Annotated in this window: 22 protein-coding genes; 6 read left to right on the top strand and 16 right to left on the bottom strand. The window is 68.6% G+C overall.

The features are described 5' to 3' along the window. Nucleotides 1–3: 3 nt before the first annotated feature. On the bottom strand, nucleotides 4–2,631 hold the full coding sequence (gene clpB, locus JW592_RS29015; RefSeq protein WP_209268222.1) for an ATP-dependent chaperone ClpB: 2,628 nt from the start codon (nucleotides 2,629–2,631) through the stop codon (nucleotides 4–6). A 198-nt stretch (nucleotides 2,632–2,829) separates the two neighbouring features. On the opposite strand from clpB, the gene JW592_RS29020 reads away from it, so the two are divergent. Further along, a complete protein-coding gene (locus tag JW592_RS29020) occupies nucleotides 2,830–3,738 on the top strand; it encodes a D-alanyl-D-alanine carboxypeptidase family protein (protein WP_209268223.1) in 909 nt (302 codons plus the stop codon). A 65-nt stretch (nucleotides 3,739–3,803) separates the two neighbouring features. Here the strand turns inward: JW592_RS29020 and JW592_RS29025 are convergent, their stop codons facing one another. Genes JW592_RS29025 through dnaK form a run of 4 tightly spaced genes read right to left on the bottom strand, consistent with a single transcriptional unit; the run spans nucleotide 3,804 to nucleotide 8,102 of the window. Continuing rightward, the gene (locus tag JW592_RS29025; RefSeq protein ID WP_099883019.1) at nucleotides 3,804–4,274 is read right to left on the bottom strand and encodes a heat shock protein transcriptional repressor HspR; all 471 of its coding nucleotides are present in this window, start codon (nucleotides 4,272–4,274) and stop codon (nucleotides 3,804–3,806) included. Between the two features lies 1 nt (nucleotide 4,275). After that, on the bottom strand, nucleotides 4,276–5,472 hold the full coding sequence (gene dnaJ, locus JW592_RS29030; protein WP_209268224.1) for a molecular chaperone DnaJ: 1,197 nt from the start codon (nucleotides 5,470–5,472) through the stop codon (nucleotides 4,276–4,278). A gap of 27 nt (nucleotides 5,473–5,499) precedes the next feature. After that, complete coding sequence (gene grpE, locus JW592_RS29035; RefSeq protein WP_209268225.1) at nucleotides 5,500–6,234, bottom strand: nucleotide exchange factor GrpE; 735 nt, start codon at nucleotides 6,232–6,234, stop codon at nucleotides 5,500–5,502. After that, nucleotides 6,231–8,102 (bottom strand): molecular chaperone DnaK, encoded by a 1,872-nt coding sequence (gene dnaK / locus JW592_RS29040; RefSeq protein WP_209268226.1) that lies wholly within the window; start codon nucleotides 8,100–8,102, stop codon nucleotides 6,231–6,233. The genes grpE and dnaK overlap by 4 nt, the downstream gene beginning before the upstream one ends. 283 nt (nucleotides 8,103–8,385) lie before the next feature. On the opposite strand from dnaK, the gene JW592_RS29045 reads away from it, so the two are divergent. The 3 genes from JW592_RS29045 to JW592_RS29055 all read left to right on the top strand — a co-directional run bounded on the left by JW592_RS29045 (nucleotide 8,386) and on the right by JW592_RS29055 (nucleotide 12,813). Next, entirely contained in the window at nucleotides 8,386–10,734 is a 2,349-nt protein-coding gene (locus JW592_RS29045; RefSeq protein WP_209268227.1) for a (Fe-S)-binding protein, read from the top strand. 458 nt (nucleotides 10,735–11,192) lie between these two features. Further along, the gene (locus JW592_RS29050; RefSeq protein ID WP_209268228.1) at nucleotides 11,193–11,597 is read left to right on the top strand and encodes an ATP-binding protein; all 405 of its coding nucleotides are present in this window, start codon (nucleotides 11,193–11,195) and stop codon (nucleotides 11,595–11,597) included. Between the two features lie 235 nt (nucleotides 11,598–11,832). Continuing rightward, the gene (locus JW592_RS29055) at nucleotides 11,833–12,813 is read left to right on the top strand and encodes a Yip1 family protein (RefSeq protein ID WP_209268229.1); all 981 of its coding nucleotides are present in this window, start codon (nucleotides 11,833–11,835) and stop codon (nucleotides 12,811–12,813) included. A gap of 78 nt (nucleotides 12,814–12,891) precedes the next feature. Here JW592_RS29055 and JW592_RS29060 read toward each other — a convergent pair whose 3' ends face one another. Then, entirely contained in the window at nucleotides 12,892–14,475 is a 1,584-nt protein-coding gene (locus JW592_RS29060) for a GDSL-type esterase/lipase family protein (RefSeq protein ID WP_209268230.1), read from the bottom strand. A gap of 394 nt (nucleotides 14,476–14,869) precedes the next feature. Between JW592_RS29060 and JW592_RS29065 the strand changes: the two genes are divergently transcribed. Further along, nucleotides 14,870–16,303, top strand: a complete 1,434-nt coding sequence (locus tag JW592_RS29065; protein ID WP_209268231.1) for a recombinase family protein — start codon at nucleotides 14,870–14,872, stop codon at nucleotides 16,301–16,303. Nucleotides 16,304–16,451: 148 nt separating this feature from the next. Here the strand turns inward: JW592_RS29065 and repSA are convergent, their stop codons facing one another. The 9 genes from repSA to JW592_RS29110 all read right to left on the bottom strand — a co-directional run bounded on the left by repSA (nucleotide 16,452) and on the right by JW592_RS29110 (nucleotide 21,558). Then, nucleotides 16,452–17,843: a replication initiator protein RepSA gene (repSA, locus tag JW592_RS29070; protein WP_307805588.1), complete on the bottom strand. Its 1,392-nt coding sequence runs from the start codon at nucleotides 17,841–17,843 to the stop codon at nucleotides 16,452–16,454. Beyond that, nucleotides 17,840–18,016: a hypothetical protein gene (locus tag JW592_RS29075; protein ID WP_209268232.1), complete on the bottom strand. Its 177-nt coding sequence runs from the start codon at nucleotides 18,014–18,016 to the stop codon at nucleotides 17,840–17,842. Before JW592_RS29075 ends, repSA begins: the two co-directional genes overlap by 4 nt. Then, the gene (locus JW592_RS29080) at nucleotides 18,013–18,201 is read right to left on the bottom strand and encodes a hypothetical protein (protein WP_209268233.1); all 189 of its coding nucleotides are present in this window, start codon (nucleotides 18,199–18,201) and stop codon (nucleotides 18,013–18,015) included. Before JW592_RS29080 ends, JW592_RS29075 begins: the two co-directional genes overlap by 4 nt. Nucleotides 18,202–18,296: 95 nt before the next feature. Then, the gene (locus JW592_RS29085; RefSeq protein ID WP_229377035.1) at nucleotides 18,297–18,659 is read right to left on the bottom strand and encodes a hypothetical protein; all 363 of its coding nucleotides are present in this window, start codon (nucleotides 18,657–18,659) and stop codon (nucleotides 18,297–18,299) included. A gap of 14 nt (nucleotides 18,660–18,673) precedes the next feature. Further along, nucleotides 18,674–18,862, bottom strand: coding sequence for a mobile element transfer protein (locus JW592_RS29090; RefSeq protein ID WP_209268234.1), 189 nt, complete (start codon nucleotides 18,860–18,862; stop codon nucleotides 18,674–18,676). 20 nt (nucleotides 18,863–18,882) lie between these two features. Continuing rightward, entirely contained in the window at nucleotides 18,883–19,566 is a 684-nt protein-coding gene (locus JW592_RS29095) for a DUF2637 domain-containing protein (RefSeq protein ID WP_209268235.1), read from the bottom strand. A gap of 62 nt (nucleotides 19,567–19,628) precedes the next feature. Next, a complete protein-coding gene (locus JW592_RS29100; RefSeq protein ID WP_209268236.1) occupies nucleotides 19,629–19,796 on the bottom strand; it encodes a hypothetical protein in 168 nt (55 codons plus the stop codon). Between the two features lie 83 nt (nucleotides 19,797–19,879). Continuing rightward, nucleotides 19,880–21,226 carry an FtsK/SpoIIIE domain-containing protein gene (locus tag JW592_RS29105; RefSeq protein ID WP_209268237.1) on the bottom strand — a complete coding sequence of 449 codons (1,347 nt, stop codon included), beginning with the start codon at nucleotides 21,224–21,226 and terminating at the stop codon, nucleotides 19,880–19,882. Nucleotides 21,227–21,228: 2 nt separating this feature from the next. Further along, a complete protein-coding gene (locus tag JW592_RS29110) occupies nucleotides 21,229–21,558 on the bottom strand; it encodes an SCO3933 family regulatory protein (protein WP_209268238.1) in 330 nt (109 codons plus the stop codon). A gap of 189 nt (nucleotides 21,559–21,747) precedes the next feature. Here JW592_RS29110 and JW592_RS29115 point away from each other — a divergent pair, with 189 nt between their 5' ends. Next, nucleotides 21,748–22,506, top strand: coding sequence for a GntR family transcriptional regulator (locus JW592_RS29115; protein WP_209268239.1), 759 nt, complete (start codon nucleotides 21,748–21,750; stop codon nucleotides 22,504–22,506). Between the two features lie 10 nt (nucleotides 22,507–22,516). On the opposite strand, the gene JW592_RS29120 is transcribed toward JW592_RS29115, so the two are convergent. Next, a complete protein-coding gene (locus JW592_RS29120) occupies nucleotides 22,517–23,161 on the bottom strand; it encodes a nuclease-related domain-containing protein (RefSeq protein ID WP_307805589.1) in 645 nt (214 codons plus the stop codon). Nucleotides 23,162–23,190: the final 29 nt, after the last annotated feature.

A 23,190-nucleotide genomic window follows, 5' to 3' on the forward strand; every position in this document is an offset into this window, starting at 1 on the left:
CGCTCAGCCACCCGCTGCGGCGCCGACCATCAGCCCGTCCCAGCCGTCCACATGATCGACCCGCACGGTGTCGCCGTCCCGCACCTCACCGGCCAGGATCTCCCGCGCCAGCTGGTCACCGATGGCGGTCTGCACCAGCCGCCGCAGGGGCCGGGCCCCGTAGGCCGGGTCGTTGCCCTCGACGGCGAGCCAGTCCAGCGCTGCGGGGGTGACATCCAGCGTGAGGCGCCGGTCGGCGAGCCGCGTCTGCAGCGCGTCGACCTGGAGCTGGGCGATGCGCCGCAGCTCGTCCCCGGCCAGCGCGGAGAAGACCACCAGGTCGTCCAGCCGGTTGAGGAACTCGGGCCGGAAGGCGGCGCGCACAGCCGCGAGCACCTGCTCCCGCTTCTCTTCCTCCTTCTCCAGGGGGTCCATCAGGAACTGGCTGCCCAGGTTGGAGGTGAGGATCAGGATGGTGTTGCGGAAGTCGACGGTACGGCCCTGGCCGTCGGTGAGCCGGCCGTCGTCCAGGACCTGGAGCAGCACGTCGAAGACCTCGTGGTGCGCCTTCTCCACCTCGTCCAGCAGGACGACGCTGTACGGGCGCCGCCGCACCGCCTCGGTGAGCTGGCCGCCCTCCTCGTAGCCGACGTAGCCGGGCGGCGCGCCGACCAGCCGGGCGACGCTGTGCTTCTCGCCGTACTCGCTCATATCGATACGGACCATCGCCCGCTCGTCGTCGAAGAGGAAGTCGGCGAGCGCCTTGGCCAGCTCCGTCTTACCCACCCCGGTGGGGCCCAGGAACATGAAGGAGCCGGTGGGACGGTTGGGGTCGGCGATACCGGCCCGGCTGCGGCGCACCGCGTCGGAGACGGCACGCACGGCCTCGGTCTGGCCGATCAGCCGCTTGCCGAGCTCCTCCTCCATCCGCAGCAGCTTCTGCGTCTCGCCCTCCAGCAGCCGGCCTGCCGGGATACCGGTCCAGGAGGCGACGACGTCGGCGATGTCGTCCGAGCCGACCTCCTCCTTGACCATCTTGTTCCCCTTGTCGCCCTGGCCTGCCGCGGCCTCCTTCTTGGCCTCTTCCTCCTCCTCGGTGGCCGCGGCCAGCTCCCGCTCGACGGCCGGGATCTCGCCGTAGAGCAGCTTGGAGGCGGTGTCGAAGTCGCCGTCGCGCTGTGCCCGCTCGGCCTGTCCGCGCAGCTCGTCCAGCTGCTCCTTCAGCTCACCTACGCGGTTGAGGCCCTGCTTCTCCTTCTCCCAGCGGGCGGTCAGGCCGCGCAGCTCCTCCTCCTTGTCGGCCAGCTCGCGGCGCAGCCGCTCCAGCCGCTCCACGGAGGCGGGGTCGGTCTCCTTCTCCAGGGCCAGGTCCTCCATCTTGAGCCGGTCGACGGAGCGCTGGAGCTCGTCGATCTCCACGGGTGAGGAGTCGATCTCCATCCGGAGCCGGGAGGCCGCCTCGTCCACCAGGTCGATGGCCTTGTCGGGCAGGAAACGGGAGGTGATGTAGCGGTCCGAGAGCGCGGCGGCGGCCACCAGCGCGCCGTCGGAGATCTGCACCTTGTGGTGCGCCTCGTAGCGCCCCTTGAGCCCGCGCAGGATCGCGATGGAGTCCTCCACGGTGGGCTCGGCCACCAGCACCTGCTGGAAGCGGCGCTCCAGCGCGGCGTCCTTCTCGATCCGCTCGCGGTACTCGTCCAGCGTGGTGGCGCCGACCATCCGCAGCTCGCCGCGGGCCAGCATCGGTTTGAGCATGTTCCCGGCGTCCATGGCCGAGTCGCCGCCGGCGCCCGCGCCGACCACCGTGTGCAGTTCGTCGATGAAGGTGATGATCTGGCCGTCGCTCTCCTTGATCTCGGAGAGCACGGTCTTGAGCCGCTCCTCGAACTCACCGCGGTACTTCGCGCCCGCCACCATGGCGCCCAGGTCGAGCGCCACCAGCCGCTTGTTCCGCAGCGACTCGGGCACATCGCCCTTCACCACGCGCTGGGCCAGCCCCTCGACGACCGCCGTCTTGCCGACGCCGGGCTCGCCGATCAGCACCGGGTTGTTCTTCGTACGACGGGAGAGCACCTGCACCACGCGGCGGATCTCCTGGTCCCGGCCGATGACCGGGTCCAGCTTGCCCTCGCGGGCCGCGGCGGTCAGGTCGGTGCCGAACTTCTCCAGGGCCTTGTAGGTGCCCTCCGGGTCCGGGTTGGTGATCCGCCTGCTGCCGCGCTGCGCGCTGAAGGCGTCCAGCAGTTTCTTCTCGTCGGCGCCCTGCTGCTTGAGCAGCTCCCCTGTCGCCCCGCCCTTGGCGGCCAGCGCGATCAGCAGATGTTCGGTGGACACAAAGCTGTCGCCGAGGTCCTTGGCGCGCTGCGCCGCGTCCGCGATGACGGCGAGCAGGTCGCGGTCGGCCTGCGGGCGGCTGACGGTCTGGCCCTGCACGGTCGGGAGCGCGGCGAGCTGCCGCTCGGCGCCCGAGCGCAGCGCCGCCTGGTCCGCCTCGGCGGCGGCGATCAGGTCCTGGATGTTCTCGTTCTCCTCGCCCGTGAGCAGGGCGAGGAGCAGATGGGCCGGGGTGATGTCGGGGTGGCCGTCACTCACCGCGCGGTCGTTCGCCGCGCTGATCGCTTCCCGGCTCTTGTTGGTCAGCTCCGCGTCCACTTCCTGCGCTCCTTCTCCGGTGCCAGTGCTGACTGGTAAGCGCCCCCAGACGAGCTCTTGCTACCTACAGCATGCAACAAGTTGAGTCTATTCCGCTCAATCTGAAAACGTCTACGATCCTTCTTAGTTCCCGGCCGCTCCCGGCACCGGGTACCCGCCCAACGAGCCGCACCGCAGCGGCATTTGGAGCTGACAGAAGTGAAGACTGGCATTGCTGGCACCCACCGTGTCGTCACGGTGGTGCTCACCTCCTCAGCCGTGCTGACGACGGGCGCGCTGGCCGCCCCGGCCGCCACGGCGTCCCCCGCCACCGCCGTCACGGCGAAGAAGCCGTCCATCACCGCCCGCGGCGGTTACGTGATGAACAGCGGCACGGGCAGGAGCCTCTACACCAAGGCCGCCGACACCCGGCGCTCCACCGGCTCGACCACCAAGATCATGACCGCCCGGGTGGTACTGGCCCAGAAGAACCTCAACCTGAACCGCAAGGTCACCATCCGCAAGGCGTACAGCGACTACATCGTCCGCAACACCGCCTCCTCGGCGCGGCTGATCGTCGGCGACAAGGTCACCGTCCGCCAGCTCCTCTACGGCCTGATGCTGCCCTCGGGCTGCGACGCCGCCTACGCCCTCGCCGACACCTTCGGCAAGGGCAGCAGCCGCAAGGCGCGGGTGAAGTCCTTCATCGGCAAGATGAACTCCACCGCGCGGAGCCTGGGGCTGAAGAACACCCACTTCGACTCGTTCGACGGCATCGGCAAGGGGCGCAACTACTCCACCCCGCGCGACCTGACCGAACTCGCCCGCAACGCCATGCGCAACGCCACCTTCCGCTCGATCGTGAAGACCCGCTCCACCAAGCAGAAGACGATCACCAAGAGTGGTGGCTACCGCTATATGAACTGGCGGAACACCAATCCGCTGCTCGGCGGCTATTCCGGGGCCCTCGGCGTCAAGACCGGCTCCGGCCCCGAGGCCAAGTACTGCCTGGTCTTCGCCGCCAAACGGGGCTCCAAGACCCTGATCGGCACCGTCCTGGCCTCGTCCTCGTCCGCCAACCGCACCAAGGACGCCAAGAAGCTCCTCGGCTACGGCTTCGCCAAGTAAGCCCTCTCTCCCCCACGGGCGGCGCCGCCCGTGGGGGCAGGCCCCACAACAGGGGGTCCCGAGGGTTACTCCCTCGGTTTGGGGCGCCAGACCACCAGGGCGCTGGAGGAGCGCACGTCCTCGTACGGCACCAGATCGCGCCGGTACGAGGCATGCACCTGCGCCTCCCGCTGCTGCATGGCCGCGGCGGCACCCTCAACCGCCGCTGACAACTCCGCAACGCGCTGCTGCAGCGCAGCGACCTGGTTCTCCAGTTCGATGATCCGCTTGATCCCGGCGAGGTTGATCCCCTCGTCCTGGCTGAGCCGCTGCACCTCGCGGAGCTGCTCGATGTCGCGCGCCGAGTAGCGCCGGCCCCGTCCGGGCGTGCGGTCGGGCGAGACCAGCCCCAGCCGGTCGTACTGCCGCAGGGTCTGCGGATGCAGCCCGGAGAGCTGGGCGGCGACCGAGATGACGTAGACAGGAGATTCGTCCGTCAGCTCGTACGCCGCGGAGCGCCCAGCCGCGAATCGTCTGCGTCCGTCCCGGCCGTCCACCTCAGTCTCCCTTCGCTGCCTTGAACAACGCGGCCCGCGGATCCTCTCCCGCCGTCGCGTCCCGGTAGGACTCCAGCGAGTCCTTCGCCTTGTCGTCCAGATTCTTCGGCACCGCGACCTCCACTGTCACCAGCAGATCGCCGCGCGTTCCGTCCTTGCGCACCGCACCCTTGCCCCTGGCCCGCATGGTGCGCCCGGACGGCGTACCCGGCGGGACCTTGAGGGTGACGGGCGGCCCGCCGAGCGTGGGTACCTTCACCTCGCCGCCGAGTGCCGCCTCGGGGAAGGTGACCGGCACGGTGACCGTCAGGTTGTCGCCCTTGCGTCCGAAGACCGGGTGTTTGTCCACATGGACGACCACATACAGGTCACCGCCCGGTCCGCCCCGCTCGCCGGGCGCTCCCTTGCCGCGCAGCCGGATGCGCTGCCCGTCGGTGACGCCCGCCGGGATACGGACCTGCATCGTGCGCGAACTGGTCGCCCGCCCGGACCCCTTGCAGACCTCGCACGGGTCCTGCGCGATCAGGCCGCGCCCCTTGCAGTCCACACACGGGTCGGTCAGCGAGAAGCCGCCGCCCGTGCCCCGGGAGACCTGCCCGGTGCCCACACAGGTGGGGCACACCCGCGGGGTGCCGTTCTTGTCCCCCGTACCTGCGCACTCCTTGCACGCGGCGCTTGAGGACATCCGCAGCGGCACCGTGGCACCGTCCACCGCCTCGGTGAAGCTGAGCGTCACCTCGGACTCGATGTCCTGGCCGCGCCTGGGCTGCGTACGGGTCCCGGCGCCGCCTCGGTTGAACAGGCCGCCGAAGACGTCGCCGAGCCCGCCGCCGAAGCCACCGGGTTGGCCGGCACCGCCGCCCCCGCCCTGGCCGCCGAACAGGTCGCTCAGGTCGAAGTTGAACGTTCCGGCGCCACCGGGCCCGCCCGGGCCGCCTCCCGGCCGGAAGCCGCCTCCGTTGCCGAAGAGGGTGCGCGCCTCGTCGTACTCCTTGCGCCGCTTGGGGTCGCCGAGCACGTCGTACGCCTCGGAGGCGTCCTTGAAGCGCTCCTCGGCCTTGGGGTCACCGGCGTTGGCGTCGGGGTGGTTCTCCCTGGCCAGCTTGCGGTACGCCTTCTTGATCTCGGCTTCGGTGGCGTCCTTGGGGACGCCGAGGACCTTGTAGTAGTCCTTCTCGATGAAGTCCTTGGTACTCATCCTCGACGTCCCTCCTCCCGTACGCGGTCAGCCCTCGTCCGGGCCACCGTTCTCCTCTTCAGCCGCCGACGCCTCGGCACCGGCCTCACCCTTGCCGCCCGCACCGCTTGCGGCACCGGGCTGCGGCTCGGCGACCCCGACCCGCGCGGGACGGATGGTCCGCTCGCCGATTCGGTACCCGGGCTGGAGGATCTGCACGCACGTCGTCTCCGTGACATCCGGCGAGTAGGAGTGCATCAGCGCCTCGTGGACCGTCGGGTCGAAGGGCTCGCCCTCCTTGCCGAACTGCATCAGACCCATCTTGGCCGCGACCATTTCCAGCGACTCGGCGACCGACTTGAAGCCGCCCACCAGCTCGCCGTGGTCCCGGGCCCGGCCGATGTCGTCGAGCACCGGAAGCAGCTCGGTCAGCAGGTTCGCGACGGCGACCTCCTTGACCGCCGCGCGGTCCCGCTCGACCCTGCGGCGGTAGTTCTGGAACTCCGCCTGGAGCCGCTGCAGATCCTGGGTGCGCTCGTTGAGCGCCTTGCGGGCTGCCTCCAGCTCGGTGGCGGGACCGCCCTCGGCGGCCTCGCCCTGCTCCGGGCCCGCGCCTTCCGCCTCCTGCGTGGTCACCTCGGCCTCACTGCCCTGCGCTTCCCCGGCCGGCGCCCCGGGCGCCGTCTCCTGCTCGGAGACGGCGGCCCGGTCGGCGTCGGTCAGCTCACCGGCGTCGGCGGGAACGTCAGGCTCCTTACCGAAGCCCGCGGTCTCCTCCGTCACGCCGCACCGTCCTTCGGCTTCTGGTCCTCGTCGACGATCTCGGCGTCCACGACATCGTCCTCGCCGCCCTCGGGCTTGCCCGCGCCCGCGCCCGCCGCGCCGGCGCCGGCCTCGGCACCGCCGGCCTGGGCCTGCTGGGCCTCGGCGTAGAGGGCCTGGCCCAGCTTCTGGCTGGTGGCCGCGACCTTCTCGGATGCCTCGCGGATCGCCGCGGTGTCGTCGCCCTTGAGCTTCTCCTTCAGGTCCTCGAGTGCGGACTCCACCTCCGACTTGGTGTCGGCGGGAACCTTCTCCTCGTTGTCCTTGAGGAACTTCTCCGTGGTGTAGACGAGCTGCTCGGCCTGATTGCGGGTCTCGGCGGCCTCGCGGCGCTTGTGGTCGTCCTCGGCGTACTGCTCCGCCTCGCGCATCATGCGCTCGATGTCTTCCTTGGGAAGGCTGGAGCCGCCGGTGACCTGCATCTTCTGTTCCTTGCCCGTCCCCAGGTCCTTGGCGGAGACGTGCATGATCCCGTTGGCGTCGATGTCGAAGGTGACCTCGATCTGCGGCACGTTGCGCGGAGCGGGCGGCAGCCCCGTCAGCTCGAACATGCCCAGCTTCTTGTTGTACGCCGCGATCTCCCGCTCGCCCTGGAACACCTGGATCTGCACGGAGGGCTGGTTGTCCTCGGCGGTGGTGAACGTCTCCGAGCGCTTGGTCGGGATCGTGGTGTTGCGCTCGATCAGCTTGGTCATGATGCCGCCCTTGGTCTCGATACCGAGGGACAGCGGAGTGACGTCCAGCAGCAGGACGTCCTTGACCTCACCCTTGAGCACACCGGCCTGCAGGGAGGCGCCGATGGCGACGACCTCGTCCGGGTTGACGCCCTTGTTGGCGTCCTTGCCGCCGGTCAGCTCCTTGACGAGCTCGGCGACCGCCGGCATCCGGGTGGAGCCGCCGACGAGCACCACGTGGTCGATCTCGGACAGCTGGATGCCCGCGTCCTTGATCACGTTGTGGAACGGCGTCTTGCAGCGCTCCAGCAGATCCTGGGTGAGCTGCTGGAACTGCGCCCGGGTCAGCTTCTCGTCCAGGTGCAGCGGGCCCTCGGCGGACGCGGTGATGTAGGGCAGGTTGATCGTCGTCTCGGTGGACGAGGACAGCTCGATCTTCGCCTTCTCAGCGGCCTCGCGGAGGCGCTGGAGGGCCATCTTGTCCTTGGACAGGTCCACGCCGTGGCCGGACTGGAACTGCTTGACCAGGTAGTCGACGACCCGCTGGTCCCAGTCGTCACCACCGAGGTGGTTGTCACCGTTGGTCGCCTTGACCTCGACGACACCGTCGCCGATCTCCAGCAGGGAGACGTCGAAGGTACCGCCACCGAGGTCGAAGACCAGGATGGTCTGGTCCTCCTTCTCCAGCCCGTAGGCCAGCGCGGCGGCGGTCGGCTCGTTGACGATCCGCAGCACGTTCAGGCCGGCGATCTCGCCGGCCTCCTTGGTGGCCTGCCGCTCGGCGTCGTTGAAGTACGCCGGCACGGTGATGACCGCGTCGGCCACCTTCTCGCCCAGGTACGACTCGGCGTCCCGCTTCAGCTTCTGCAGCACGAAGGCGCTGATCTGCTGCGGGTTGAACTGCTTGTCGTCGATACCGATGTTCCAGTCGGTACCCATGTGCCGCTTGACCGACCGGATGGTCCGGTCGACGTTGGTGACAGCCTGGCGCTTGGCCACCTCACCGACGAGCACTTCGCCGTTCTTCGCGAAGGCCACGACGGACGGCGTGGTCCTGGCGCCCTCGGCGTTGGTGATGACGGTGGGCTCACCGCCCTCGAGAACACTGACGACGGAGTTCGTCGTACCCAGGTCGATGCCGACCGCACGAGCCATTTCGGGTTCCTCCAGCTTGGTCTTGAGTGAAGCTGACTCAAGAGTGCACGACCGGAGAATTTGCGTCAAGAAGACTGAGTCGAGGCGGCTCAACCTCTGTGATTACTGTACGCGCATGGCCGCATGCAGGCCCTTCCTCCGGCAGCGCGGAGGGCTCCTCACTGGGAGGCGACGCAAATCACCGAGGTGCGCGGTGCAGCGATCCGCGACAAGTGGGTAGTCTCGTACGGACTGGATAAGTTACTGCTTAGTAAACGCCGCCCCCGTGCTCCGAGGAGCCGCTATGCAACTCGCCGCGATCGTCGTCACGCTGCTGCTCACCGCGGTCGGCGTTGCGCTGTTCGCCCGCGCCATCGCGCAGATCTACCGCTTCGTCAAGCTCGGGCAGCCGCTCCCGGCCGGCACGCGGAAGGACAGCCCCAAGCAGCGAACGGCCACGCTGGTCAGGGAGTTCCTCGGTCATACGAAGATGAACAAGTGGGGCGTCGTCGGCGTGGCCCACTGGTTCGTGGCGATCGGCTTCCTCACCCTGCCACCGACCATCGTCAACGCCTACGGCCAGCTCTTCCAGGCCGACTGGACGCTGCCGGTCATCGGCGGCTGGCTGCCGTACGAGATGTACATCGAGTTCATCGGCTTCGCCACCACCGTCGGCATCGCCACCCTGATGGTGATCAGGCTGCTGAGCCTGCCCTCACGGGCCGGCCGCAAGTCGCGCTTCACGGGCTCGAAGATGTGGCAGGGCTACTTCGTCGAGTGGATCATCTTCGTCATCGGCGTCGCCATCCTGATGCTGCGCGGCCTCGAAGGCGCGCTCCACCACGTGGACAGCTACGACCCCGCCTACTTCATCTCGTACCCGCTGGTCGCTGCGTACGACGGGCTGGACGTCGGCACCCTGCAGAACCTCGTCTACTTCTGGGCGCTGATCAAGCTGGGCACGACCATGATCTGGATGATCACGGTCGGCCTGAACACCAACATGGGTGTGGCCTGGCACCGCTTCCTGGCCTTCTTCAACATCTGGTTCAAGCGCGACGCACGCGGCGAGGCCGCGCTGGGCGCCCTGCAGCCGATGACGTCCGGCGGCAAGGTCATCGACTTCGAGACCGCCCTGGACGACGACAACGATGAGGACGCGGCGGAGGTCCGCTTCGGCGCCTCCCAGGTCGAGGACTTCTCCTGGAAGGGCATCCTCGACTTCTCCACCTGCACCGAGTGCGGCCGCTGCCAGTCGCAGTGCCCCGCGTGGAACACCGGCAAGCCGCTCTCCCCGAAGCTGCTGATCATGTCGCTGCGCGACCACGCGTACGCCAAGGCGCCGTATCTGCTCGCCGGCGGCGGCAAGACGATGGAGGGCGAGGAGAAGGCCACCGCGGAGCAGCTGGCCGACGTCCCGCAGGCCGCGCTGGACGAGGCCGAGCGCCCGCTGGTGGGCACCGCAGCGGAGGGCGGCGTCATCGACCCGGACGTGCTGTGGTCCTGCACCACCTGCGGCGCCTGCGTCGAGCAGTGCCCCGTCGACATCGAGCACGTCGACCACATCGTCGACATGCGCCGCTACCAGGTGATGATCGAGAGCGCGTTCCCCTCCGAGGCCGGGACGATGCTCAAGAACCTGGAGAAGAAGGGCAACCCCTGGGGCCTGGCCAAGAAGCAGCGGCTGGAGTGGACCAAGGAGCTCCAGAAGGAGGCCGGCTTCGAGGTGCCGATCGTCGGCAAGACGATCGAGGACCTGACCGAGGTCGAATACCTGTACTGGGTCGGCTGCGCCGGCGCACTGGAGGACCGCGCCAAGAAGACCACCAAGGCATTCGCGGAGCTGCTGCACATCGCGGGCGTCAACTTCGCCATCATGGGCGGCGACGAGAAGTGCACCGGTGACTCGGCCCGCCGGCTGGGCAACGAGTTCCTCTTCCAGCAGCTGGGCGAGGAGAACGTCTCCACGCTGAACGCCGCCTTCGGCGAGGACGACGATGACCCTCAGACGCAGAAGCCCAAGTCGTCCAAGAAGATCGTCGCGACCTGTCCGCACTGCTTCAACACGCTCGCCAACGAGTACCCGCAGCTGGGCGGCCACTACGAGGTCATCCACCACACCCAGCTGCTCCAGCACCTCATCGACGAGGGCAAGCTGGTGCCGGTCACCCCGGTCGAGGGGCTGATCACCTACCACGACCCGTGCTACCTGGGCCGCCACAACAAGGTGTACACGCCGCCGCGCGAGATCATCGGCCGGGTGCCGGGGCTGCGGAACGAGGAGATGCACCGGCACAAGGAGCGCGGCTTCTGCTGCGGCGCCGGCGGCGCCCGCATGTGGATGGAGGAGCGCATCGGCAAGCGCATCAACAACGAGCGCGTGGACGAGGCGCTCTCCCTCAACCCGGACATCGTCTCGACGGCCTGCCCGTTCTGCCTCGTCATGCTGACCGACTCGGTCAACGGTAAGAAGGCCGCTGCCGAGGGCGGCTCCGCCACGGGTGCAGCCGTCAAGGAGAACCTCCAGGTCGTGGACGTGGCGCAGCTGCTGCTGGACTCCGTCAAGACGCCCGGCGAGCCCCCGGCGGCTGACGGCGAGGCGGAAAAGGACCCCGAGCCGGAGCCGGACCCGGAACCGGAGCCCGCGAAATAGGCGCACTGCTCGCGGGCCAGCCGCTGCGAGCCGGTCGCTCGCGCGGCGCCCGCTCATGAGCCGTCCGCTCACAAGGCGCCCGCTCACGAGCCGTCCGCTCCGCGCCTTCGGTGGCCTGATCCGGACGCTTTTCCCGGTGCGCAAGGGCCGGTCCCGTACTCACGGGGCCGGCCGTTGCGCGTTTTCCGGCAAGTCGTGGTCAAATGCGATCAGTTAAAGCACCACACGAGCCAAACCGCTGTCGCGGTATACCCATTGCAGCGTGCCGGGCCTAGCCTCCTAACCGCGCTCACGCACGCGGAGCGGAGCGACTGGAAAGGCGAGGAGGAGCACCAGGTGGCGGACCGTGAGGCCCCGGGTCCTACGGCCCAGGACGGACCGGCCGGAAGCGACCGGCCCCCGGGCCCCCGTACGAGCGCGGTCACCCGGCACGCCCCCGACGTCCGGGAGGGCGCTCCATGCTGACCCCCGAGCTGCTGTGCCGCCTCCGCTTCACCCTCCGTGACCTGCCACGACTGCGTGCCGAGGTGGAGGCGCGGGCCGCGTCCGCGGGACTGAACGAACCGCGCCGCGGCGAGTTCGTCGTCGCCGTCGACGCCGTGGCCACCAACGCGGTCGAACACGCGGGCGGCGGCGGCCAGCTCGTGCTGCGCCACCTGGGCGACGAGCTGGAGTGCCAGGTCGCCGACTCAGGACCCGGCTTCACCGAGGACGTCATCCCCGAACTGCTGCCCGGCCTCGAAGGCGCCACCAGCGGCCGCGGCCTGTGGCTGGCCAAACTGGTGACCGACCGGCTGACCGTCGCGGACGCGGCCGGCCAGGGCTCCGTCGTCACCTTCGCCGTCCGCCTCCGGGGAGAGTGACAGCCGTCCGCCTCCGGGCGGGCGACGGTCCGTCCGCTCCGGCTCCGCGACAGCCGTCCGCCTCCGGGCCGAGTGGGCCCTCCTTCCCGGTGAGGGTGCGACGCGGGCTTCTCCGCCCCAGGTGGGGGCCGCGGCACCCGGTTCCCCTAGGGGATGTCACAGGTCAGCAGCGATGTCCGGCCATCTCACCCCGCTGTGGCACGTCGGACCCGCGGAACACGGTACGTTCGATTGCGTGGCTGGTTTCAGGAGCGGACGCGGCCGGGACTCCCGGGGCGCGCAGCAGCATGGGCAGTACCCTCAGCACCCTTCGGGTCCGCCGTACCCGCAGCAGGGGCCCGGCCCCTGGCAGGGCGGCGGCCCTGGGCCCGGCGAGCCGGAGTACTTCGGCGACCCGCACCCGCCCCACGGCGCACCGCACGGAGCGGCCCCGCACGGCGGGCAGCCCGGCGCCCCGCAGGGCTGGCACGGGCAGGATCCGTACGCCAACAACCCTGGCCACACCCAGGCGTTCAGCATTCACGACCCGTACGGCCCGGAGGGCGGCGGCCCCGGCGGACCCGGTCCGTACGGCCCCGACGGCGGTTACGGCCCCCAGGGCGGCGGCCAGGACGGCTACGGGTACACCGACGGCGCCACCTACCACGCGGGCAACGCCCCGGCACCACCGTCCGGCCCCCGGCTGCGCTGGAAGGAGTTGCTGACCGGCATCGTCCTGCGCCCGAACGCCACCTTCTGGCAGATGCGGGACTACCCGGTATGGGGCCCTGCGCTGATCGTGACGTTCGTCTACGGGCTGCTCGCGGTCTTCGGCCTCGACCAGGCCCGCGAGGACGTCCTGCACACCGCGCTCTCCCAGGCGATCCCGTATGTGCTGATCACGGGCGTGGCTGTGGTGATCGCCGGGCTCATCCTGGGAGCCGTCACCCACACACTCGCCCGTCAGTTCGGCGGGGACGGCTCCTGGCAGCCCACGGTCGGGCTCGCCATGCTGATCATGTCCCTGACGGACGCGCCCCGGCTGGTCTTCGCCCTCTTCCTGGGCGGCACGGCCACCCTGGTCCAGGCACTCGGCTGGGTGACCTGGGTGTTCGCCGGGGTCCTGTTCACCTCGATGGTGAGCCGCTCCCACGACCTGCCCTGGCCCAAGGCGCTCGGCGCCTCCGCCATCCAGCTGCTGGCCCTGCTCTTCCTGATCAAACTGGGCACGCTGTAAGCACGGAACCGCGCCCGGCCCCCCTTGTGGGAGGCCGGGCAACGGCCGCACTGCCTCAACCGGTGAACCGCTGCGCCCTCACCCGGTGAACCGCTGCGCCGCCGATCCGTCGCACCCGGCGAGCTCGGCCCGCGCCTCCGCGCTCGGCAGCGTCACGCACAGCCCCGTGTCCGAAGCGGGCCGCAGGGTCGCCCCGTTCCGTACGAACTGCTGCACACCCGCACCCGAGCAGTTGCCGAGCTCCAGCCCGGCCCCGTCCTTGACGCCGCCCGCACTCTGTACGCACCGGTCGTGCGTCTGCCCCGCGTAGAGGGCCTTGCCCGCCGCGTCGTACCACCACAGCTGGTTGCGCTTGTCCGCTCCGCCGCACGCCCAGCCCCGTACGTCGGTGCCGACCGCGCTGTCGGCACCGTCGGCGTCCAGGCAGCTCCCGGTGCCCTCGTTGCGCAGTGGCTTGAAAACGTCGTCCCAGGCGAGCTGGTACAGCTTCGGCTGCCCGGTGCCGACGGGGTCGGCGCAGGACGCCTCCCGTACGCCCTTCTGACCGGCCTCATACATCTGGGTGAAGCACGAGGCGAAGGCGCCGTGCCCGCGCTTGTTCGGGTGGAACGACTGGCGTACCGAGTTGGAGTCCGGCGGGAACGGGTTGCTGAGGTCCACATACAGCCCGCGCGCCCAAGTGGTCTCCATGCACACCTCGTGGCCGTGGAAGAGCCGGGAGGCGTCCAGGTAGCTGACGCCGGTACGTTCGGCCACCGCACGGATGCCCTTCTCGAACTTCGGCACCGCCGAGTTGCGACCCCAGGCCGCGTCGCTGGTGTACCCGACGCAGCCCCCGGCGAGCTTGCCGGGATACTTGGGGTTGTCCTTTATGTCCGGCCCGATCGGGCTGGGGTAGGCCATCAGCACGAGCTGGTAGGCGCCGTCGGCGTAACCGGCGTTCCGCATCACCGTTCTGAGGTCACCCACGGTGCGCTCCACCTTGGGGGCAAGGCCGTCGACCCGGGCCTGCCAGCCGGGGTCGTACTTGGACTCGCACGGCCCCTGGAACGTGAGGTAGCGGGTGACGCAGTCGGTGATCACCGGCCCGAACTGGAGATCGTCGTTGGCGCCGACGACGAGGATGATCTGCTTCAGCCGCGTGTTGCGGGCCTTGATGGCGAGGCTGTCGCTCTGCACGAGCTCGTCGGCGTACTGCTTGGTGCCCCCGATCCGCACGTTCTCCGTACTCGCCCCGGAGCAGGCGACGTTGTACGTCACCTCCGCGGCGATGCCCGTACGGTGTACGGCCGCGTCCGGCGACCTGTGACACCAGTTGTCCGGCCCGTCGGTGCCCGACTCGTACGTACCGACGCCCTCACCGGAGATCTCGCTGTCGCCCAGCGAGATGAGACTCGTCTTACGATCGGCCATGGGCCGCTCGTCCGGGCTGCCGTAGAGCTTGCGGGCCTCCTCGGCCCGGACCTTCTCCAACTCGGCGGGCAGCGGCGTACTGGCCACGGCCCCCGCGTTCGCTCCGACCCTCGTTTCGGCCTTCGCCTCGGCCTTCGCCTCGGCTTTCGTTCCGGCGCCACTGGGGGGCACGGCAGCCGCCGCCCCCGCGCCCCCACACACCATGAGCAGAGCCGCCGCGAGCGCCGTCGCGGATCTCCTACGCGCCATCAGGTGGTCTCCCTACGGCCGGCAACTGTGGTTACCAGCGGTACCTACCCGCAGGTACCGGAGAAGGGAACCACCCGTGCGGGGAACGGGTGGCGGGATCGCGCCGATGTCGCCCGGACAGCGCGTGGCGCTCAGTCGCCACGACATCGGCCCCGGCGGCGTCCTTGAAATCACCGCCGAGCGGCACAGCCGTACCCCTCGGACGGGGGCCGGCTAGCCCACTCTCGGACGCCGCCGCGCGTGGTCAACCGCCGCCAGGCGCGGTCAGGCGCGGTCAGGCGTCGAGAACCTGCCCCTCGCGGCGGACGACGGGAGGTTCGACGGACCAGGCGGACTTGACTACATGACAGTAGTAGCCTGAACCCTGCTATCGCAGGCAGGGGAGGGCCGAACGTTGGCGCGCAAAGTGGGGATCTACACCCGTATCTCACGGGATGACGAGGGCGAATCACTTGGCGTCGCCCGGCAGCAGCAGGACTGCGAGCGTCTGACCGACCTTCGATCGTGGCAGGCCGTCAAGGTCTACGAGGACAACGACGTATCCGCCTTCAAGCGCAACGTCGTACGCGAAGACTTCGAACTGATGCTGAAGGATCTCCGCGCCGGCCTGATCGACGGCATCGTGGCCTACGACCTCGACAGATTGGCCCGGCAACCTCGCGACCTCGAACGGCTAATCGAGATCTTTGACGAGCGGCCCCGCTTGGAGTTCGCCACCGTCACCAACGACATCAATCTCGGCACCCCGGATGGCCGGACGATGGCCCGCATCATGGTCGCGTTCGCCAACAAGTCGTCCCACGACTCCTCACGCCGCATCAGACGCAAGCACTTCGAACTGGCCCAGCAAGGCAAGGACAGCGGCGGACCCGCACCCTACGGATGGCGTAAGAACGATCGCACCAAAGTTGACCCCGAAGCTGCGGCAGCCATCCGAGAAGCCCAACGCGAGATCCTCGCCGGCGTCCGCATCGGCACCATCCGAACGAGGTGGCAGGAACAAGGTCTCGGCAATCCGCGTGCGGGGACGAAGCGAATGGCCCACCACCACGTCGAGCACATCCTCACCAACCCGCGATTGGTCGGCTACCGGACCTATCACGGCGAGATCCTCTACGGGGAAGACGGTCGGCCGATTCCCGGCAACTGGGAGCCCATCAACACCGTTGAAGAGTGGGAAGCGGTCTGCGCAGCCGTCGCCGAGCGGAAGCAGAAGCAGCCCGGCAGGTCACTGGCACGCAAGTACCTCCTGTCAGGCATCGCCCGATGCGGTCTGTGCAAGAGCAAGATCCGAGGGCAGACGAACCCACGTTGGTCGCCAGGCTCCAAGGCAGCAAAGTTCACCTATCGGTGCTCCGTGGTGAACGGCGGTTGCGGCAAGGTCGGACGCGTCGGAGAGCCGATCGACAGGCTGATAGCGCAGCTTGTTCTGGAGGAGCAGCGGGAGCGAGCAGCCGTCACCAGGGTGCCCATGGAGCAACAATGGCCTGGCGAGGCCGAGTTGGCCGACGTCGAGCACGATATTGCCCAGCTCGTTGAAGCCGAACGCGCCAAGGAGATCTCCGTGGCCACTCTCTTGCAGCTTCTCCCTGGTAAGGAACGAGCGCGTGACGAGCTGAAGCTGAAGCGAGCCCGCTTCTACAAGGAGCAGAAGCAGGCGGAGGCGAAGGAGGACGCGGCCGACCTTTCCGTGGAAGACTTCTTCTCGCTCCCGATTGAGCGGCAACAGGAGATCGTGTTGCACAGTCTGTCCGCCGTCATCATCCATCCGGCCGGCAGAGGCCGAAGGAAGTTCGACCCCAGCCTGATCGAACCTGTCTGGCACTGACGATCACACACGACCTTGCAGCACGAGCGCACGCCGCACCCACTCCTCATCCCGCTCCGGCGCGCGGCGGAGATGCAGCCGCAACCACTCTTCGGTGGTCATCACCCTCGACTCTGACGAGGCTTTCCGAGACTTCGGAGCCGTGGTCCTACTCATCGGATACACCTCCTGCTAGCTCTTGGCGTGCGGTTTCGCGTTGGTCGGCCAGGTCCCGTGCGATGGATTGGGCGAGCCACGATTCGCCGGGTGTGTGGCCGTGGCCGGCGTAGGCCCAGTGCGCGAGGGCGAGGGTGGTTGTCTCTTCGGTCGCGTCGTCGGGGTCGGGCAGGCCGAGGGCTTCGCGTTGTTGTGCTGCGCGGTAGTCGGCTCGGGTCTGGCGGAGGGCGCCGAGGGTGGTGGAGTAGCGGCGGGATTTGGTGGAGAAGTGGCCGCGGAAGCCGAGCATGTGTGCCCAGTCGCGCAGCCGGCGGTCGGGGTAGGCGTAGTGCAGGTCGAGGCATGCCGCGATGAGCCGGGCCGGATGCTCGGGGATGTCGAGCAGGGTCAGGGCTTCTTTGTTGCCGATGCGGCGGTCAACGGTGCCGGTGGTTTCGGCGGCCTTGGTGGCGTACTTGGCCACGTAGGAGGCGACGGCCGCTTCGGTGAGGTCTTCGCCGTTGCCGAAGGCGCCGATGGGCTGGATGTCGATCTGTTCGCCCCAGCGCAGGGACCAGCCGGGGCAGCCGTAGTCCTCGTTCGGGTCAACGGTGACCTCGACGCGGGCAACGGCTGCCACGATCGCGCTGTCGAGGAGTGCGTGTGTGGCCCAGTGCGGAGGCGGGCTGTCAGGGCCGGCTGGACCATCGAGACGGATGACGGCATGGAAGTGAACGGCTCCGCGTTTCTGGTACTCAGCGACCTTGCCGAAGGAGACGCGGCACTGCTCCCGGGCCGCCTTCTGCGTCAGGCCCGCCCGCTTCGCGATCTCCCGGCGGAGGTAGATCGTGAAGCGCTGCCACAGCTCGGAGGCGTGGTTGTTCCACAGCACCGCACCCGCGTAGTCGTAGGCGTCCGGATCGAGCGGTGTGCCCAGGGCAGGGTCTGTTTCGGTGTGCCGGGTACCGCAGCGGCAGGGGTGGTTGCCGGGCCGGTTGTGGACCGGGCCGAACGAGGGGGCCGTGAGGGTGGTGAACACTCGGGGGTGGTCTCGCACGGTGTGCGGTGTGCCTTTGTCCGGGTCGCCGGTCAGTCCGGCTCGGATGAGGTGGAAGGTGTCGCCGGCGTAGGTCCAGGCGCAGGCCGGGCAGCGGGAGGCACGGCGGTTGCCGCAGGCGATGCGCAGCCGCCCACCGGGCTCGGTGTCGGTGCTGTAGGAGTGGAGGACTTCGCCGGTGGCGCGGTCGCGGAGGACGGTGGAGCCGGTCAGGTGGATGGGGTCGGAGCAGCCGCCAGTGCGGCGGATCTGGTCTTGGATGCGGTCGAAGCCGGGGGACCCGGCCAGCCTCAGCAGGTCGCCGAGGGTGGCCGGGTCCAGGCCCGCCATGGTGGCGGTGTCGGTCACTTGTTGCCCTCCCGCACGCTGTGGCGGTCGATCCAGTCCTCGGCGCAGACCTTGTGGACGGGCTTGCCGCGGTCGGAGCGCAGTGGGGTGCGCTTGTGGCAGATCACGCAGGGCTTGTCACCGGTGTGGTCGAAGTGCTCGGGAGAGCGCCAGTCCAAGGCCACGGCGATCACTTCCCGGACCGGACAGCCGCCGGGACGTGGGAGCGGCGGGTGCCGGTGCCGTTGCAGGTGCGGCAGGTGACCGGGGTGGTGTGGCGGGTGCCGTCCGTCTGTCGGGTGCCGGTGTCGATGTGGACGACGGAGAAGCCGTCGCAGTCGCGGCAGTGGCGTGCGCGGGCAGGGGTGGGCTGGGTCATGATGGGTGGTGTCCTTTCGGATCAGCGGATTCGGGAGGGTGTGAGGCGTCCGGGGCGGCGGATACTTGGCGGTTGAGGCCGCCCCGGAGGCCGTATTACTTGCGGTAGCGGCGTGCCCCCTTCGACCGCAGGAGGCGCTTGGAGGGCTGGCGGGAGGGCCGGGCGGTGAGCTGTCGGCCCTTGGTCTTGCCAGTGCGGTTGAGGCTGTAGCTCAGGCCGCAGGTGGCGGAGAGCACGGCGACGATGGACGCGGCGATGACCTGCACCACGAAGGCGATCACGAGCAGGACCACGACGGTGCCGGCGGTGATGGTCAGCGCCAGCAGGATGGGACCCCGGTAGTTGCGGGGGGCTTCCTGGACGATGACGACCTTCCGCAGGTCGGTGCCGGGCGGCATCTGCCGGTAGAGCTCTGTGGGGATGTGTCCGGCACGGAGCTGTTCGTCGGGCAGGTCCATGACATCTCCTCCTTTCAGGGGTTGCAGCGGTGGGTGCGGGCCGCGAGTTCGGCGGCCGGGCGGTCGTTGTAGTCGGCGGAGAAGCCGCAGCCGGGGGCGGTGCAAGCGGCGGTGTGCTTGGTGCGGCCCCGGCCATCGTTGTAGGAGCCGACCTGGACCGGGCCGATGCGGCGCACGTCGTAGAAGCGGTTGGGGCGGACCATGGCGGAACCTCCCTTCTGAGTCAGGCGAGTTGGGTTGCGATGGCGTTGGCGAGCGGTTCGGGGACCCCGAGTTGGGTCCGCAGGGTGGCGGTGTCGATGTCGGAGCCGGTGCGCTCGCGGTACTGAGTAGCGAGGGTGCGAGCGTGGTCAATCAGCGCCGGCGGAACACCTGGCGACGGAGCGGCGGCCGGGGCAGCAGCGGGTTCCGGTTCCAGCTCGGGTGTCTCCTCCGGCACCGGCTCCGAGAGGGAGACGGTTGGCGCCGGCTCGGGTTCGACCGCCGGGGCTTTCTCCGGCTCGGGCGAGGCAGCCGCAGGAGCCCGGTTCGGGGCGGTGTGCCGGGGAGCGGCGGTGTGGACGAGGAGGGTTCCGCCCAGGAACGCGAGCGCGGGCCAGCCGGCAACCAGGATGCGCAGCCACGCAGGCACCGCATCAAGGTCGAGGAGCCCGGCGGTAGCGACGTTGGCTCCGAGCGAGGCGACCAGGGCGACGAGGAACCAGCACCAGGCCGCCGCCTTGTCACCACCGGCACGAAGCCGGCGCCAGGCCGCCACCAGCAGCAGGTCAACAGAGACGGGATAGGCCCATGCCTTCCACCCGTCTTGTCCCGCGGCGGCAGCCAGGTCATGCAGGTGGGCGAAGGAGAGCGCACCTGCGATCACGGCCTGAACGAGTACGGCATCCGGACGAATAGAGCGGAACATCTCTTCACCTCCTTCCAGATGAGCCGGGGCGGACCGGTTCTATGGCCCGCCCCGGAGGTGGTTCACTGGGCTTCGCCGCTGCCCCAGCACTCGGTGCACAAGGCGGACTGCTTGTCGTCGGTGGCGCGGTTCTTGCGGGCGCCGACGCGGACCGTTTCGCGGGTCTCGCCGGTGCCGTTGCAGGGCTTGCACTTCTTCGGCTTGGCGGCGGAACGCGGACGTGCGGCCATGGCGGGTCCTTCCGGTTTTCGGCATGGAACGGGTAGGGACCTGGCGCGAAGGCGGTCGCGCCGACCGTGAAGCGAAGGGGGTGTTACTCGGTGACCGGCCGGGGCACCACCAGCGACGGTGCGTCGTCCGGGATCACCTCGGACCGGACCGCCGGCCGGAAGGGAGCGAGGAAGGCCGGCTCGGCGGTGAGGTGGGCGAACTCGCGGCAGACCGCGACCACCTCAGCGGTGGACTTGTGCGGGGTGCGGATGCGGGACCAGCCGCCAGAGGTGTCACCGGCCACGGCCACCCCGGGGCGGTCCGGCGGGATCGTGGTCACAGCGTGCAGGGCGTCCGGGGCGATGTCCTTGAGTCCCATTTCAGCGGTCTGGAGATCGTTGACCCGGTGGACGATACGGCCAGTGAGCTGGGCGCGGAGCATCGTTGCGCCCTTGCCCAACTCGGAGCCGAAGCGCTGACCACACACCTCCAGATAGATGCCGACCGCGCGGGCCATCTGCGCCAGCCGCACCAGGTGCTGAACCATCCGATCCCGACGTTCCTCATCCTTCTTCGCCGAGACCAGGAACAGTTCCGCCACCTCATCGATCAGCACCACCAGCGGCACCGGGCGGACCGCATCCGGCAACTCCCACAGATCCGAGACGCCATGCTCGCTGAGCAGGTCGAAGCGGTCTTCCATCTCGCTCACCAGGGCATCCAGCAGTTCCGAAGCGATCTGCGGAGTCGTCGCCAGAGCAGACAGGCGAGGCGCATACCGGGTCTGTTCGACACCGCGTTTGCAGTCGATACCGATCAGACCGACCGGGATACGGGCAAGAGCGGCGATCAGGTTGCGCTGATACACCGACTTGCCCGACTGGTTCGCGCCCAGCGTCAGCGAGTGCGGCACCTTCCGGTAGTCCCGGGTGAAAACCGTGCCGTCCTCCCGCAGCGCGACGGGCACCACCATCGGTCCCGGCTTCCTCAGCCTACGAGGCATCTTGACCCGAGCGAGCACGTCATAGCCGGTCATGCGCAGCTCGACCACACCGGGGCGGGCTTCCACCACGGTCACCGAGCGGACACCCCACGCGTGCCGAAGGCGTTCGGATGCCGCCGCCACATCAGCCGGCTCCAGGCCGGCCGGAAGCCGCAGCGATACCCGCAGCCCCGTCGAAGTCGGTGACACCCGCCGCACCTTCGCGGGCACCGGACGCACCTCCCGGCGAGCCATGTTCCGGGTCACGAACGCCCGCAGCCCCGACGGCTGCACCGTCAGCCCGCAGACCTCCATCGTGGACCGGTAGGTGAGGGAGAACCGCCCCCAGGTGATCGGGAGCCCGACCAGCGACCAGTACACGCGCGGAGCACGTACCTTCGCGTAGCCGAGCCCACCAGCGCCAGCGGCCACCGATGCCACTTCGGTCAGGGTCACCAGGTCCGACATGCTCAGGCCCCGGCAGTGATGGCGACCGCACGGAACGCGATGCCATGCCGCTTCTGACCGTTGAATTCGTTCTCCCAGTCACGCGCCTTCAGCCCCACCACCGAGACCGGCGTACCCGGCACCAGCCCCTCCGGGACACCCGTCTCCGGCACGGTCACCTGGTACAGATTCCCCTCCCCCTCGTCCGAGACCAGCAGGCCCACGGTCGAGAGGCCGGCCCCGGTCTCCCGGTCCACCGCCCGCTCACCGGTCTTCTTGTTCGCCATCTTCGGCTCCGGCGCAGTCGCCACGAACACCGTGGCGGACGAAAGGTCGATCTTGAACGAAGGCATGGATGTCCCCTCTCACACGAGGCCGCCCCCTGTGAGCAACCTCTCTAGAGATGACTCAATAGAAGCGCACCTCTCTAGAGACGTCAAGCCTTCTCTAGAGATGAAACAGGTGAGTCACAGGAGGCCGGCTCGAATGCCGGAACGAAGAACGATCCCCTAGGCTGTCTAGAGAGGAGAGGAGGGATCAGCATGGCCACCCAGGGCAACGGACGTCAGCCGAAGTATCAGCGCATCGCTGACACTCTGCGGGAAGCGATCCAAGCTGGCGAGTACGGCCCAGGCGATCGGCTACCAGGAGAGAACGACCTCATGGCCACGCACGACGTGGCTCGCATGACAGCGCGGCAAGCGCTTGGCGCATTGCAGAACGAGGGGCTAGCCGAGTCGCGCAAGGGGGCCGGCGTCTTCGTTCGTGACTTCAAGCCGCTCAGGCGGCGAGGCATCCAACGGCTATCGCGCGATCAGTGGGGCTCAGGTCGCTCCATCTGGTCGGCGGACACCGAAGGGCGCACCTTGGTCGTAGATCAAGTGGACGTCTCCGAGATGGAAGCACCGGAGCGCATCGCAAAGGTGTTCGAAAGTGAGACCGGCGCGCCGGTATGCGTGCGTAGTCGCCGTTTCGTCTTGGACGGGAAGCCTGTACTTCTCTCGACTTCTTACCTTCCGGCCGATTTGGTGTCCGGATCGGCGATCACTCAGGAGGACACGGGCCCCGGCGGTACATACGCGCGTTTGACCGAGCTGGGCTACAAGCCTGTGCATTTCCGCGAGGAGATCCGTTGCCGCATGCCTTCGCGAGACGAAGCCAGCGGATTGGATCTGTCGATGGGCACGCCTGTAATCATGATCTGCCGCACGGCATTCGCCGACGAAAACCACCCGGTTGAGGTGAACGAAATGATCCTCGACTCGGCTTCCTATGTTCTGGAGTACGATTTCGACGCGTAGTTGCGCACCGCTACGCCCATGTCGCCTGTCGCCGTGCCACTTGATAGATGTGCTGGACCATCTCAGGTGGCAGCACGGGGCTCATCCCTGACAAGAGACTCACTATCTTGGCAGCCTCCACGACAAGGACAGGGGGCGCTGCGTTTTTCACGGAGAGTTTGGCAGCATCCACGATGCAGATGATTGGTCGAACTGGAACCGGCAAAGTGCAATGCCGGCCGAGAGTCTTTCCCGTGCGCTGCGCCTCATGCTGACTGATAGCAATATGCCGAGTGGGGGCGCGATTTACAGTGATGGCACGGTCTCCGTACCAAACCGTCTTACCCTTGTGGCGCTTAGAGTTGACGGTAAATACACCAGCCGGACCGATAACCAGGTGATCTATGTCTGATCCGCTTGGCCATTGGATCGCATGCAAAACCTGCCAGCCCCGAGGACGCAACCTGTTCAACTGACGACCCGTGACCCGTTCCCCCTTCAAGCCATCCGCCCAGGAGCGGATCTCAGATCCGGGGTAGAGCCGCGCGAGCGTGCGTTTCACCCTGTTGGGTTGTAGCTCCATAAGTTTCCTGCGCACGGCCGCACCAGGCTCGTTCGATGCCAGATCGCTCACTGCCACCCTCCGTCGTGTGTTCCTCCACAGGTAGGGCAGCATGCACCCGCCATGGCGACAAGACCGCCTAG

Origin of the sequence: Streptomyces spirodelae, from assembly GCF_017676385.1 — a bacterium.
Classification (GTDB): Bacteria; Actinomycetota; Actinomycetes; order Streptomycetales; family Streptomycetaceae; genus Streptomyces; species Streptomyces spirodelae.